This window comes from Candidatus Thiodiazotropha sp. AKAK3, assembly GCF_058244645.1.
This window is the reverse complement of sequence record NZ_JBSYOQ010000075.1, coordinates 1-13,772: the sequence shown is the minus strand read 5'-3', so window position 1 is coordinate 13,772 and position 13,772 is coordinate 1. Positions and strand designations below refer to the sequence as shown.

Here is a 13,772-nt window from a genome sequence, read left to right as displayed (position 1 = left end):
ATAGTGATAAAGAAATCAAGACTCCCAGTGGCCTTCTTCCTTTTGCTGGTTACCCGAGAAAAGATATGCCTAAGGGCGTACCTTTTCGTCTTGTAGACTATCTTGAGCTTGTTGATTGGACGGGGCGCGCCATCCTAGATAATAAACGCGGTTACATACCTGACCATAAGCCGCCTGTTCTCGATAGGCTACAGATCGATTCCAAACATTGGCTCTACATGGCTCAACATTTTGAAAGTCGTTTTAAAGGGTTGGTTGGAGCAAGTCATGCACTAAAAGCAGCCTGTCATAAACTTAAATTTCGACGAACGCCGAATTTAGGTTCTGTGATAGAGCTACTTAACTAGTCTTCCTTTTTAAATCCAAAATATCAATCAGCTATACAGGGCTGAGGTTATGTTGCGCCTGCGAATCTGCAAATATACATTAAAAACCGTACTTCAATCTAAAGACCCGGTCATTCTTCATATTTTTTGATCATATCGATCCAATTATTAAGACGTGTTGGTATTGCAATCTTGAATCTGAGGGGCCTAAATCAAACCTATTTGGAGTGGGTGTCTAGTTAGTGCCTTGCGCCTGCGAATCTGCAAACATACATTAAAAACCGCACTTCAATCTAAAGACCCGGTCATTATTTATAATTCTAGATAATATAGAACCAATCTTTAAGACGTGTCGATACTGCCATCATGAATCTGGGGGGTGAATCAAATCTATTTGGAGTGGGTGTCTAGTTAGTAGAATATTGGTGTCTCGATTATTCATTCGATTATTCTGGATTGCCCGTTGATTCATTTGGGTTAATGCTTATCGTATTTGTTGGATGAGTATTCGCGAGATAAGGGAGTTCCATTTCAATTAATCTCGTTGCTTTTATAAGGAGTTTGTCTACGCGATCCATAAAAATAGTATCATTTATGATGCCATTCATCCGTGCTTGGCATAAGTTATACATGCCATCACGATATAGCTGAAGTCCTTGTGTTCTTTTAAAAAGGTGTTGTGCAGTAGTAGCAAGTGTTTTCGAAATGCTTGCAGCTAACTCTGCAGATGTTTTGTCATCCGATGAAGGTCCTTTAGCGGTTATTGCGGCAGCGAGACTGCTAGCAATGTTGTCAGAAACATCTGCAGAGGGTTCTGCGCAAAGAATAATATTTCCACTATTTTTCTCATGCTCCGTTAATACGACCATCCTTCTAGAGGGTATTGTTGCAAAAGTTGTTATACGACCATCATGGCTGTGATCTTCGATTATTGGTCTTTCCATTGGAGGGGTTAGTGATGTACAGCCAGCAAGAGAGGTAACTAATGTAGATAAAGTAATCATGCTTGATAATTTCATTTTCTTCTCCATGTGAAGTATTAATTAGAGAAAATTGTCTAATTCAGTACCCGATGTTTCCCGGGTGCGCGGTTTCATCTCTTAATTTATATACTTTATTCGCGAGTAACTTACTGACTTCTACCCAGTTGTCATCAGAGTGGTTGTTTCTATCATCTATCGCAAGTCTTACTACCTCGGTCAAAACTGTAATGAGTTTTGGTTGATTATAATTACTATCAGAATCATCATAGCGTTTATCTTCTTTTTTGTGTTTATTTGGGATTTGTGCAGAATAGATTCCAAATCGAGTTATTTCACCATCTTTCCTCTCGGTATGGCTTTTTGAAAAAGAATCTTGAATAATATGAATTAGCGAACCTAGAGCTATGTTAGTAATTTGACTTTTGGACATCTTTCTTTGTGTGCAACTTAATTTAGTAAATCGCCCATTTGAAAAAAAGCTAAAATCTCGATCACATGATTGGGAAAAAAGCACATATGGTGTCCATTTTGCTCTTCCCCCTGTTTTGGATATCATTATTTCCTTGAATAACTGGGCATTATTTTCAGTCATCTTTGTATCAATACTTCTGAATCTCAGCATTACTGGTATTGAGCCAACAGCTACTTTGTATGAAAACTCAGCCCATGCTAAAATCTTATTTTTTGTAATATTTGCAATCTCTTTATCTTTTGATGCCATTGAATGTAAAAACTGCATATCTCCACAATGAGTTCGATACATAAGATCCCAAGTAGCATTAATGGCCTTAGATTTTTCTTTTTGACATGAATCCAGAAATGAAAATAAAGCGTCTTTTTTCTTTACTCGTATAAGATCTAGAGGATCGTCGTTCCACCGGACTCCGATGGAAATTTCTTTAACTAGCTGGACTTTATTAATAGCGAGATAATCATTATCTTGTAGTTGATTCAACGCCGTCACTAGCATATTCTCATGTACTGGTGAGCTGGGCCATTTTTCTTCGAATTTTCCTTCCTTTAAAGAATAAGATGAATGAATATTTATTTCAAATGCTTCAGCTTTTATAGCTAGTGCTAATAAGATTAATCCTAAAATAGTCCTCATATTAAACCTCATTGGCCATTTTTCTTATTACGGTTCAGCTCGGTGGGGAGCGTTAGTGGTTAGTCAAAGTAACTGGTCGTTAGGCGCAATTGTTATTGTTTAAGCATAAAGCTTAAAAAACATATAAATCTATGTTGCTGTAAATACAATTAAACTGAAAGATATTAGCTTCATTGTATATGTGAATAAAAAACACCAAAACAATCGAGAAAAGGGTATATCGATTGTTACTATCATACCAAGCGTCAATTCTCGATCATGAACTCAGCAAACAATATTAATAGAATACAAAATAGTGAGTCTAGAAACGGTGACCTAATGATCCTCAGCTTTATATGATCATTTCACTGCGCTAGTCTTACTTTCTTTTTGAGTAATGCAGGCAAATATTGAATGCCCATTATATGCTTCTAATTTATAGAAATAATCTAGAAAACTTAGCATTCCTTGTATCTGAAATGATGGACTCCTCTATTTTTGTTTATTTCCTCTAACACAGCTTTCTGCAAGAAAAAATATGTCACTAATTCATAATGCAGCTCGTTTCCAATAAGGTATTTGTTGCATTTTACAATCATCATGGATTTAGTAGAGTGCTTGTTGGTAAACTTAGTTAGTTCTATATTAGCTATACTCAATTAATTGTTGTGTTGACACTCGGTGACAAAGTAACAATAGAATTACTAATCGGAAATACAAAGCTTTTGTATATATAGGTCAAGATTGGAATATTTTCATCACCCATATGGGTGATGAAAATGTAACAGGTATGACTTAAGTAAATAAATCTATAAGAAATACTACTTTAGATTTTGCAATAATATCTAGCTACTAAACCGACAAGGCCCACTCATAACTTTTTTTACTAATTCGGTTTGTTTGCTAACATTCATTTTGCGCATGATGGATTTCATCTGATACCTAATAGTCTGAATATTGGCGTGGCGTAATTTTGCAATATCATTAATATCTGGCTGGTTCAGGTAATCAATAAGGATGGAAGATTCAGTTTGTGTTAGTTTATACAATTGTTGAAGCGTATTCTTACAGTTGAAATAAATATTGGAAGGTGTTAGATAAATACAGACCTTGGCCCGTTTGAAATAAGTGCAAATCAAGTGGTTTAGTTTTATTGGTGAAACTGTTATGTCTAAGTATTGTTTAGGCGTCTTTCCTGAAATAGAATGTACTCCACCTGGAGAGGTCTTTCCATTTTCAAATGACTGCAGAGAGCTTGTAATTAAACCATCAAGCCTCTTGTCGCCATTGTTTAATCTAATGGTTTTCGAATAAGAGATAATGTGATTGTATTCTTTTAGTAAGACTTCTCCCATTTCATTAATAAAAATAATTTCTCCTTTTGCATCTAAAAATATAATACCGGAATCTTTTCCCTGAAAGTTGTCTGTTAAACTACTCACCAAATCATCTTTAATTGTCATAGACTCAGAAATCTGCATTGAGCGCTTAATATGAGGAGAGAGAAGTTCCAGTAGTTTTATTGTCTTGTCAGGAGCCTCAAAATCACCATCTTTTTTACTACGATTCAAATATAGGCAGATATGTTGATCTGTGCCATGCGGAATGGCAAATCCAATTCTGTTGTCATAACCATACTTACAGAAAAAATCAGACTCAACTTCACGCTCTAAAAAATATTCCGGTTTGGTGGCGATTGCACATGTACTGTGGACAACTTTCCCTGCCAGCTTGCCTAACTGCATAGAGAATTTATCTATCTTATTATAGTATCCTGACTCGTATAGTCTTCTATGCTCAGGATCAACATTGACTAGGAATTCACCATAGGTAAGTTCAGGTTGCTTATTGTTGACGACCAGAAAAACACTACTGCTTGCTTGTGTTGTTTGTGCAAGTTTTTCGATTATCTCATCCCAGTATGAGAAGTCGGTAGCAGCTACGTAGATATCATTAACTAAGTTACTAAATTCGTGGAGCATGGAGGAGAGCACTCCCTTGTTAGTTTGTTATTTGTCTGCTCTTTAATTTCAAGAACAATCAATAACAAACTGGATCATCCTTGATGCGTCTCTAAATATAGGTGATAAAGTAGTATTAGTATATGGGGAAAACTATGTAAATATAGGACTTCTATTTAATAGAAAATAGATATAGAAAAGAAGGAAACGATAGGGATAGTTAAATATATAAAGATTGGTGTATGGAAGTCTGAGACACAATATAGCTTCAAATCCTATTCTGATCCCTCAACACCTTAACCTGAAACAAAGCATTCCGCTCCTCTTCTTCCAACGCATTCTCGATAAACTTAATCGTCTCTTTATATTGGGGAATGATGTTGTAACGCAGTGCGTTTACCCGCTTCTGTGCTTTTCTCTGCTCTGCAATCAATCGGTTCAGGCTCATTGAGACTTCTCCCATTTTTGCCAGTAACAGGGAGGCCTCTGCAAAGTATCTTCGGGTGTCATCGAAGCTGGGATCTGTACCCAGCAGCCCAACCGGGTTGAGGGGTTTTACTTTACCGGTCACCGATGGGAACTCTACACCCAGGTTGCGTCTGGGGAGTATCTTCAGTTCCAGAACTTGTTGAATGCTCAGTGCAGTCTGGTTGATGGCGCGGCTGCCCATACGCATCTGTAGCAGGCTTAGCCAGTGGTAGGCCTGTTTGATTGCCTGGTGTGATTGATCCCGTACTTTTCGGTATTCACTGATGCGCTGGTAGACCAGTCTGGTCAACAGCTCTCTTTTTCTTTCAAGCAGGTTGTGGCCTTGATCCAAAAAGTTGAGCTGCCGTTTGAGTTGCAGCAGTGTGTTTTTGGTCGGTGCGGCCTTGATGCGTTTTCCGGTCATACGCTCTGCCGATGGTATTTTGCGATTTCGGTTTCGTTGACCCGGGTCAGTGCCTGGGCTGGGAAGGTTGAGAGTAGATCCCAGGCCAGGTTCAGGGTCTCTTCTATGCTGCGATCTTCATCTTCTCTCTGTCGCACGAAGCGACTCTCGAAGGCATCGGCAAACTCAAGATAGCGCCGGTCTCTGGTGGAGAGTTCGTCTGCACCGATGATGGAGGCGAGGTTCCTGGTCTCCAGGGCTCTGGCGTAGAGGGCGTAGAGTTGGTTGGAGACGTGGGGGTGATCCTCTCGGGTAAAGTCTTTGCCGATACCGTCCTTCATCAGTCGAGAGAGGGAGGGTGAGATGTGTACCGGGGGGTAGATGCCCTGGTTGTTCAGTTCCCGGCTGAGTACGATCTGGCCCTCGGTGATATAGCCGGTGAGGTCGGGAATCGGGTGGGTTATATCGTCACTGGGCATGCTCAATACCGGCACCAGGGTGATGGAGCCATGTCGGTCTTTGATGCGGCCGGAGCGCTCGTAAATCTCTGCCAGATCGGAATAGAGATAGCCGGGGTAGCCCTTTCTTGCAGGTACGTCGCCCTTGGCTGTGGCCACTTCGCGCAGGGCTTCTGCGTAGTGGGTCATGTCGGTCATTACCACCAGTACGTGGCGATCGAGATCGAAGGCCAGGTATTCGGCAGCAGTCAGTGCCATCCGGGGTAGCGTGAGGCGCTCCACCGGCGGATCATCGGCCATGTTGACGAACATGACCACATTCCCTAATACGCCTGAGGAGGCGAACTCCTCCTGAAAGAAACGGGCATCGGCGTATGAGACTCCCATCGCGGCGAAAACTACGGAGAAGCGGCTGTCGTCATCGGGCAGTTTTGCCTGGCGTACGATCTGTGCTGCAAGTCGGTTGTGGGGCAGGCCGGAGGCGGAGAAGATGGGTAGCTTCTGACCCCTTACCAGGGAGTTGAGACCGTCGATGGTTGAGATGCCGGTCTGGATGAACTCTCTTGGATAGGTGCGGGCTGCCGGGTTGAAGGCAGCAGCACTGATGCTGCGGCGCAGACTGGAGACGATCGGGGGACGGAAATCCCTGGGTTCTCCGAGTCCGTTGAAGATGCGGCCGAGTATCTCGGGGGAGAGGGCGATCTCAACGGGTTCATCGAGGAAGCGCACCCAGGTGCTCTCCAGGTCGATCTCTGAGGTGCCCTCGAAGACCTGAATCAATACCTCTTCGTCTGAGGTTCGGATCACCTGGCCGTTGCGGGTGTTGCCCTGCTTGTCGCGGATACGAACCCGGTCACCGAAGGCGATATCGGGTACGTTGGCTACGGTTAACAGGCCGCCACGGGCGGAGGAGGCGGTTCGGTACTCCTTTGCACTCATGCTGTCTGTTCTCCTCTTTGCGCGTATTCGGAATGGATCTCTTTGAAGTCGTTCAGAGCTTCATCCCGGAAGGCTTTTAGCTGGTCGATCTGGGAGGAGTCGTAGAGCTCTTTGCAACGACGCAGTCGAGCCAGCACCGACATATCCGAGAGCTCCTGCACTGGTACGCCGAGTTCGATCAGTTCGGCCCCGGCGTCATATACCGCCAGGATCAGGTCAAGCAGAATGAACTGTTTCTCCGGTGATGAGAATGTATCTACCGGATCGAGAGCGCTCTGTTGCAGCACCCCCTCCTTGATGAGACCTGCACCCTCCAGTACCCATCGCTGGGCTGAGGAGAGGGCTTCGGGGCCAACCAGGTTGACGATGCGTGATAGTTCAGCATCCCGCGCTAGCATTCCCAGGGCCTGGGCTCTGCGTTTCTCCCAGTTGCGATCGATGTTCTCATGCCACCATACGGCTGCGGTGCCCACATCGGCTGAGAAGCTGTCGACCCAGTCTATAGCGGGATAGTGACGGGCATCCGCCAGCTCTTTGGAGAGAGCCCAGAAGGTCTGAATGATCTCTTTGGTGTGGCTGGTGACCGGCTCTGAGAAGTCGCCGCCTGGGGGGGAAACGGCTCCGATTAATGTCACCGAGCCTTTACCGCTGTCCATGGTCTCCACCCGTCCGGCACGCTCATAGAATGCAGCGAGACGAGAAGCCAGGTATGCCGGGTAGCCCTCTTCCACGGGCATCTGGCCGAGGCGACCGGAGACCTCCCGCAGGGCTTCGGCCCAGCGACTGGTTGAGTCGGCGAGCATGACCACGTCGAAGCCTTGATCGCGATAGTATTCAGCGATGGTGATGCCGACATAGATGGAGGCTTCACGGGCCACCACCGGCATGTTGGAGGTGTTTGCAATCAGCAGGGTGCGATCCATCAGTGGGCGGCCGGTGTAGGGGTCTTTCAACTTGGGAAAGCTGTCGAGTACATCCACCAGTTCATTGCCGCGTTCACCACAACCCACATAGATTACGATGTCGGCGTTGGCCCAGCGGGCGACCTGGTGCTGGACTACGGTTTTGCCTGCACCGAAGGGGCCGGGTACTGCGCATTTACTCCCCTTCAACAGCGGGAAGAAGGTGTCGAGAATACGTTGTCCGGTGATCAGGGGCTCAATGCCGTTGTCCCTGCTTTGGTAGGGGCGAGGACGACGTACAGGCCAGCGATGGTATAGCTTGAGATGGTGGATCTGGCCGCTATAGTCGCGCACCTGCCCGATGCTCTCTTCAAGGTGGTATTTGCCTTCGGGGGCGAGCTCGATCAGCTCCCCATCAATATTGGGGGGCACCAGAATTCGGTGCTCGACAGTTTCACTCTCCTGAACTCTGCCGAGTACGGCACCACCAATGATGGGCATGTTGGGTTCCAGGTTTTCGGAGGGGACAAAGTGCCACTCTTTTTCCCGATCCAGGGGTAGGGGGCTGAGTCCTCTGGGGATCTGATCCCCAGCCTTGAGAAACATCGCTTCCAGGGGGCGCTGCACCCCGTCAAAGATACCACCGATAAGACCTGGGCCGAGTTCCACAGAGAGTGGATGTCCCAATCCTTCCACTGGCTCGCCTGGGCGAACCATTTCGGTGGATTCGTAGATCTGTGCCAGGGCTTCTTCACCCTCCAGGGAGATCACCTCACCATAGAGACCGAGGCTGCCGATACGCACTTGTTCGCCATTTTGTACCCCGGGTAATTTTATCGTGACAATGGGGCCGTTTATCTCTTTGATGATGCCTTTTTTGTTGATTGTATTGTTCATGTTTAGAGTGCCTGTCCGTCACCGATGGGGGGCAGAAGCCGTTCGACCAAGGCCTGATGGACCTTGCGTTCAAGGCGAGAGAGGCGACCCTCGAAGGTATGGTCGATCTGTACCCGTCTATCCTGGGTGGTGACCAGGCAGCCGCCAATGGTATTGACTGTATCGTCTTGCAGCAGGAAGGTTTTTCTCGATGCAAGATCAGCAGTAAGTTGTGACCATTTCGGTTTCAGCCGATTTAGATCGTCCTGGTTGACCATGACTTCCACTTGATCAGAATCGATCTGTTCAGCTGCCTGCTGCAGTAGGGCTTGCAGCAGTTTGAAGTAGCGCTCCTCATCCTTGCTGTAGTCGCTCATCTGCTGTTTCAGTCGGTCGATGACCACCTGTACCAGGTTCCAGCGCATATGATCCATCTTGCTCTGCAGTTTCAGTTCATCTGCCTGAACCTTACGCAGGTAGGCGCGATCTGCCTGGGATTTTGCCAGCAGGGTCTCTTTCTCTTCCCGCAAATGGAGTTTGTCGCTGGCTTCGCTGAGAATATTCTTACGTCCTGCTTCGGCACGGCTATGACACTCGTTGGCCATTTGCTGAGCACGATCCAGGATTGCTTTTTCAAGGGCTTCAACCTGATTCACATGGGATCTCCTGGTTAACCGCCGGTCAGTTGTTTCAAGGTTTCGTCCAGATCCGATTGGAAATGCTCCGGGTCGTGCAGCGAGGGTATCTCGGAAAGTACGATCCGCCCACCTTCGTTGCGAATCTGTTCAAGCAATTTGGAATCGAGTTGATTCACCGACTGCTCGATGATCAGTAGTGCCCGTTGTTTCTTTTGCAGCAGAGTGGAGAGGAGTTTTTCCAGCTGCGCACTGTCGGGATCTGTCAGGGTTTCGAATCCAATCAGACGAAAGCCGTCGGTCAGTGCATGGCCGCCAACAAATATATTTCTGACGTTGTGGGTTGTGGTCTCTGTCATGGTCTCTTAGATCTTATCGAGCAACAGGATACTCATCACCAGACCATAGATGGCGATACCTTCAGCCAGGCCGAGATAGATCAGGGTTCTGCCGAATATCTCCGGTTTCTCTGCCAGCACTGCCAGTGAGGCGGCGCCAATGGGACCTACCGCGATACCCGCACCGATGGTACTCAGGGCGGTTGGGATACCGACACCGATGATGCCTAGGCCCAGTCCGATCGAGATCTCTCCACTCGCCTCAACTGCCGGCTCCACTGCCGCCATGACATCCTGGGCACCGATAAAGATCAATGCCGCCTGAGCGCAGACAAAGACCACCAGGTTGACACCGATGGTTGGCTTGAACCAGGGTTTGGATACCTTTGCCGGCTGCATCTCCATGATGATGCCGGTGGCGATCAGGCCAACGATGCCGAGAGTCATTACTGCGATAAGCCAGTACATAGTGTGCTCCTCTTTCTATTTGCAGTTCAGTCGTTTGTTATAGCGTCAGTGGTTTAAATGCCTTGCCATCTCCAGCATAAAAGCGGGAGAAGCCTTCATAAAATTCCAAACGCAGTACCTGGATGGCGACGATCAGTCCCTCCAGCACCAGGATGAATACATTGCCCAATATTATGGTGATCCAGTGGCCGGTTTCGCCCATCATGCCGGCCAGGGTAAAGACAGCAATGGCCAGTGCAACATGGTTCAAACTGAATGCGGCAACACGCAGGAAGGAGAGTGTGTTGGAAGCGTAACCGGTGATGGTTTCAAAGGTTTCGATGAAAGCGACCAGTAGACGCTCACCGATTGAGGCCTCCTGTTCAAGCAGTTTGTGGGCAAATATACCGATCAGGCTGAGAATCGTCAGAGCCGCCCATAGACCACCCACTTGACCATCCGCATAGAGGCTGTATCCGGTGCCTAACAGGCCGCTATAGAGCAGTAGTGATAGCAGGCCATTATCGCCAAACAGGGCACCGAGCCGATCTCCCTGTACCAGATGGTTGAGGATGTTGAGCAGGTTGGATATTGCAATAAAACCTATACCCCACAGCAGGGCCACAGTGAGCATGTAGAGGGGGTCGCTGAGTGGTGCTATCCACAGAGGATGAAACAGATGCTCAAAACCGAAGATACTGCCGTAGAGCACACCGAACACCATCGATGAGAGGCCTGCGGCAATACCAAATGGGGTAAAACTACCCAGCTTACGGCGCATGAAAAGTGACACGCCGAGTATCACTGCCCCGTGTCCAATGTCACCGAACATCATGCCAAACATCAGGATGTAGGTCAGGGCGAACAGGTGGGTGGGGTTGACCTCACCATAGCGGGGTACGCCATACTGCATGACCAGGGATGAAAAGGGTTTGAGCAGCCGGCTGTGGCGCATCACTGAAGGCACCAGTGGACGCTCTTCAGGAAAGGGGTCGCGACTCTCCAGTACAAAGGCATTGGACAACTTGTTTTGCAGTGCTCGCTCCACCTGGCCCATGTCTTCCGCTGGAACCCAGCCTTGCAGTCGCGACAGTTTGCCACTCTGTCGTGCAGCCTCTCCGAGGGCGACATAGGGGGCTGCCAGATGGAGGGTCTGGGCTGCCTGCTTTAGTCCATCCTGGGCGTCTGCACGCCATGCGCTGATCTCAGTCTTGAGTTGCTGTGAGGCCTGCTCCACAGCTTCACGCCGTTGCGCCAGACGACTCTTGGCCGTTTCCGGTTCGGTATGTAGCTCAGGGGGGATCTCCAAGGGACGGAATCCAGCGCTGTCGAGTACAGATTTAAGCTTCGAATTCTGCTCTCTCTTAGCGCCTACGATCAACACGTAGCTCTCTTTCTCACTCTCCATGAAGGGAAAGAGCAGATAGCCATCCAGTCCCAATGCATCCTTGAGCTGGTTCATCCGGGCAGTCGCGATCATGCCAATACTGGTTTCGAGAAAGGGTTGTTCCCTCTGGAGTTGTCCCAGGTCGATGGTCAGATTACTGAAGTTGGCGAGACTGGTTTCAAGCTGGTCTATAGTTCGAGACTCTTCGGTTTGCTGACGTTGCCGCTCTTCAAACTCGGAACAGGTCTCCCAGGCCTCTCCAAGCCACTGATTTGCTTGGGTGAGTTGTTCCTCGGTGATGGGTACCACTTCCTCTGAAGAAGGGGATGGAGAGCAGTCCACTAAGGTGGAGATCTTGTCCAGGCGACTCTTTGCCTGGTTGAACTGTTCACGAAAACTCTGTCCTGGAACCTTCGGCAAGGCCGTCTCTTCATAGGCACGGTTGTCGGGGCTGAAACTGTTGAGGCCCGCGAGGATTACTGAGGCGCCAGGCAGATCTTCAGTGAGCAGCTTGATGCTGATCTGTTTCATGGACAGGGGGCTGAACATCAGCAATTCCCCCTTGATCGATTGCACAGGAGATGTTGTGACTTCATGCCACCTCCTCAGAGTGCATTCCGCTTTGACCCTGCCCACTTACCGCTTCATCAACCAGGCTGGGTTCCATCTCCAGTAACTTGCTTTGAGTGATGGCGTAGAGACGCCAGATATCCATATCACGGATGATCAGATAACAGAGCGCAGAGACTACGGCATCACGGCTGTTGAGCATTAGTTGGCGTAGCTGGTCAGAGACCCATTGATCGAGTCTTTGACGTGCATCGGTAATATGGACACTGCCAGCAAGCAAGCTGTGAAATGGTTCGGGAAGTTGGCTGATGACGGTATCCAGCCCATCTACGTTGGCCAGGGTCATCAGGTCGTCCCGCTGTATCTGCCCCCCATAGGGAATCAGTAGATAGTAAGCTTCGCTGGGTGCGAAGTGGTAGACCAGACGATAGCGCAATAACCAGAGTATATTCTGTCGGTCGACCATGCAGCCTATGGCCTTTTTCAGCCCACGTTTGTCACTGCAGTCAGTGATATTAGCCTGGGCCAGCATGCCGGTGTAGTAGAGACGGTCTATTGCAGCCCCAAGGGAGAAGTTTTCATGTTGCTCCTCATAGACATTACGCGCCTGACGGGCAATCTGAGAATAGGGCCCCCGTTCGAGCTGGCGTAGCATCTCCTGCACATTCTCAGCCTGTAGCAGGGCTTCGTGGGGCAGGCGGATGTTCTCTGGCAGGGCATAGAGATTATGTCGAATCTCCTGCATGTCGAGGTTATTCAATTTGCCTTGAATCAGGGTCTTGAGGTTATAGAGTTCGTATTTTCTGGGCCAGTAGAGAATCAGACCCCGGGAGCGGCCGCTCAGTGGGCGTAACAATATTTTGAGTTCATTCATCAGACGTTGCAGTAGCGCCTGTTCTACAAGACCACTTTTCTGCCGTGTATCGATCTCCTGTTCGAAGATCGGTAACAGATCAAGGCGTTCGCCCAATTGATGCAGGGACATCTGCTTCAGGATCTCGATATCTTCATGAGAAAAGAGTCGGGCAGCTAACACACCAACCCGGGTTTTGAGATAGGCCTGATCCCGTTGTGAGTTCATTGGTCAGGCTCAGTCCTCATCAGCTTTGGGATCGATCAGCACTGCGAAGGCCGCCTCTAGTGCATCATCTTCCCTAACCTGGGCATATTCACGCAGCTGAGCGTGTCGTTCGTCAAAGCGCTTTTTTAATTCAGCAATGGTCTGCTCAGCTCGACTTTCGGCCTTTTCCATAAAACTGGCGTGCAGTTCGGGAATTCGGGATTCAAAATGTTCTTCTTTTGTTTTCGCATCCTTCAAGGCTTCTTGAATGACGCGTTCACGTTGCTCTTCTGCCTTGGAGTGAATCTGTTGTGCCCTGTTTTCGGCGTCAAGTAATCGCTGCAGTGACTCTTCCATTAACCCCTTTACCTCCCGGCTTATTGTTTAACTCAATCGTTATTCAGAGGTTGTGAGATGGATACGCATTTTGGCGTTTCCGAAGCACATAGATAGTGTAGTCAATTTGGCAGTTGTATGTGGACTATTAAAGTAAAAGCTTGTTTGAGCTAGATCATGAATCTTATCGATTTGTTTTTTTTAAAGTGTCTATTGTCAAGTTGGTGACTGAATTCCAATGGCTCTTAAATGGTGGGGCATGGCCCCACCCCACGCCTATACGGGTAGGGTGGGGCCATGCCCCACCAAGTAGTCAACTAGTGAGGGCGATGGCAAGTTTCGAAGTGCCTGCAGGGGTTGGTAATGTTACTCCTGAGGATGCGGCTGATGCACTTCAGCCAACACTAGCTGAGAGCTGGCAGGTTACAGCCTAGTCCGTAGCCTGGATGAAGTGCAACGGAATCCGGGGGGAACAGCGCGTCAACCATCCCGGATTCCGCTTCGCTCCATCCAGGCTACCTTGCTGAGATAGTCATGAAACTGTGAAGGTTGCATGTGGTTATGGCGTTTTCGGCAAGCTTTTGGTGGGGCATGGC

General features: G+C 48.0%; 12 protein-coding genes and 1 pseudogene. 1 reads left to right on the top strand and 12 read right to left on the bottom strand.

Annotated features, from left to right (window positions below):
• A pseudogene (locus AC4IE7_RS20280) lies at positions 1 to 347 on the top strand (transposase); the annotation flags it as partial.
• Positions 348 to 772: 425 nt separating this feature from the next.
• Here AC4IE7_RS20280 and AC4IE7_RS20275 read toward each other — a convergent pair.
• The 12 genes from AC4IE7_RS20275 to AC4IE7_RS20220 form a co-directional block, all read right to left on the bottom strand.
• The gene (locus AC4IE7_RS20275) at positions 773 to 1,345 is read right to left on the bottom strand and encodes a hypothetical protein (RefSeq protein ID WP_490778695.1); all 573 of its coding nucleotides are present in this window, start codon (positions 1,343 to 1,345) and stop codon (positions 773 to 775) included.
• Between the two features lie 43 nt (positions 1,346 to 1,388).
• Entirely contained in the window at positions 1,389 to 2,417 is a 1,029-nt protein-coding gene (locus tag AC4IE7_RS20270; RefSeq protein WP_490778694.1) for a hypothetical protein, read from the bottom strand.
• 824 nt (positions 2,418 to 3,241) lie between these two features.
• Positions 3,242 to 4,378, bottom strand: a complete 1,137-nt coding sequence (locus tag AC4IE7_RS20265) for a helix-turn-helix transcriptional regulator (RefSeq protein WP_490778693.1) — start codon at positions 4,376 to 4,378, stop codon at positions 3,242 to 3,244.
• A 247-nt stretch (positions 4,379 to 4,625) separates the two neighbouring features.
• Positions 4,626 to 5,249, bottom strand: a complete 624-nt coding sequence (locus AC4IE7_RS20260) for a V-type ATP synthase subunit D (protein WP_490778692.1) — start codon at positions 5,247 to 5,249, stop codon at positions 4,626 to 4,628.
• The gene (locus AC4IE7_RS20255) at positions 5,246 to 6,625 is read right to left on the bottom strand and encodes a V-type ATP synthase subunit B (protein WP_490778691.1); all 1,380 of its coding nucleotides are present in this window, start codon (positions 6,623 to 6,625) and stop codon (positions 5,246 to 5,248) included. The genes AC4IE7_RS20260 and AC4IE7_RS20255 overlap by 4 nt, the downstream gene beginning before the upstream one ends.
• The gene (locus tag AC4IE7_RS20250; RefSeq protein ID WP_490778690.1) at positions 6,622 to 8,424 is read right to left on the bottom strand and encodes a V-type ATP synthase subunit A; all 1,803 of its coding nucleotides are present in this window, start codon (positions 8,422 to 8,424) and stop codon (positions 6,622 to 6,624) included. Before AC4IE7_RS20250 ends, AC4IE7_RS20255 begins: the two co-directional genes overlap by 4 nt.
• 2 nt (positions 8,425 to 8,426) lie before the next feature.
• Positions 8,427 to 9,059 carry a V-type ATP synthase subunit E gene (locus tag AC4IE7_RS20245; protein ID WP_490778689.1) on the bottom strand — a complete coding sequence of 211 codons (633 nt, stop codon included), beginning with the start codon at positions 9,057 to 9,059 and terminating at the stop codon, positions 8,427 to 8,429.
• 14 nt (positions 9,060 to 9,073) lie between these two features.
• Positions 9,074 to 9,397 carry a V-type ATP synthase subunit F gene (locus tag AC4IE7_RS20240; RefSeq protein ID WP_490778688.1) on the bottom strand — a complete coding sequence of 108 codons (324 nt, stop codon included), beginning with the start codon at positions 9,395 to 9,397 and terminating at the stop codon, positions 9,074 to 9,076.
• Positions 9,398 to 9,403: 6 nt separating this feature from the next.
• On the bottom strand, positions 9,404 to 9,844 hold the full coding sequence (locus AC4IE7_RS20235; protein ID WP_490778687.1) for an ATP synthase subunit C: 441 nt from the start codon (positions 9,842 to 9,844) through the stop codon (positions 9,404 to 9,406).
• 37 nt (positions 9,845 to 9,881) lie between these two features.
• Complete coding sequence (locus tag AC4IE7_RS20230; protein ID WP_490778686.1) at positions 9,882 to 11,759, bottom strand: V-type ATP synthase subunit I; 1,878 nt, start codon at positions 11,757 to 11,759, stop codon at positions 9,882 to 9,884.
• A 43-nt stretch (positions 11,760 to 11,802) separates the two neighbouring features.
• On the bottom strand, positions 11,803 to 12,861 hold the full coding sequence (locus tag AC4IE7_RS20225; RefSeq protein ID WP_490778685.1) for a V-type ATPase subunit: 1,059 nt from the start codon (positions 12,859 to 12,861) through the stop codon (positions 11,803 to 11,805).
• Between the two features lie 9 nt (positions 12,862 to 12,870).
• Positions 12,871 to 13,197 (bottom strand): ATPase, encoded by a 327-nt coding sequence (locus tag AC4IE7_RS20220; protein ID WP_490778684.1) that lies wholly within the window; start codon positions 13,195 to 13,197, stop codon positions 12,871 to 12,873.
• Positions 13,198 to 13,772 lie beyond the last annotated feature (575 nt).

Coding starts and splice junctions, on each gene's coding strand:
- AC4IE7_RS20275 (WP_490778695.1), bottom strand. CDS start 1,345: ATGAAATTATCAAGCATGATTACTTTATCTACATTAGTTACCTCTCTT.
- AC4IE7_RS20270 (WP_490778694.1), bottom strand. CDS start 2,417: ATGAGGACTATTTTAGGATTAATCTTATTAGCACTAGCTATAAAAGCT.
- AC4IE7_RS20265 (WP_490778693.1), bottom strand. CDS start 4,378: ATGCTCCACGAATTTAGTAACTTAGTTAATGATATCTACGTAGCTGCT.
- AC4IE7_RS20260 (WP_490778692.1), bottom strand. CDS start 5,249: ATGACCGGAAAACGCATCAAGGCCGCACCGACCAAAAACACACTGCTG.
- AC4IE7_RS20255 (WP_490778691.1), bottom strand. CDS start 6,625: ATGAGTGCAAAGGAGTACCGAACCGCCTCCTCCGCCCGTGGCGGCCTG.
- AC4IE7_RS20250 (WP_490778690.1), bottom strand. CDS start 8,424: ATGAACAATACAATCAACAAAAAAGGCATCATCAAAGAGATAAACGGC.
- AC4IE7_RS20240 (WP_490778688.1), bottom strand. CDS start 9,397: ATGACAGAGACCACAACCCACAACGTCAGAAATATATTTGTTGGCGGC.
- AC4IE7_RS20235 (WP_490778687.1), bottom strand. CDS start 9,844: ATGTACTGGCTTATCGCAGTAATGACTCTCGGCATCGTTGGCCTGATC.
- AC4IE7_RS20230 (WP_490778686.1), bottom strand. CDS start 11,759: ATGTTCAGCCCCCTGTCCATGAAACAGATCAGCATCAAGCTGCTCACT.
- AC4IE7_RS20225 (WP_490778685.1), bottom strand. CDS start 12,861: ATGAACTCACAACGGGATCAGGCCTATCTCAAAACCCGGGTTGGTGTG.
- AC4IE7_RS20220 (WP_490778684.1), bottom strand. CDS start 13,197: ATGGAAGAGTCACTGCAGCGATTACTTGACGCCGAAAACAGGGCACAA.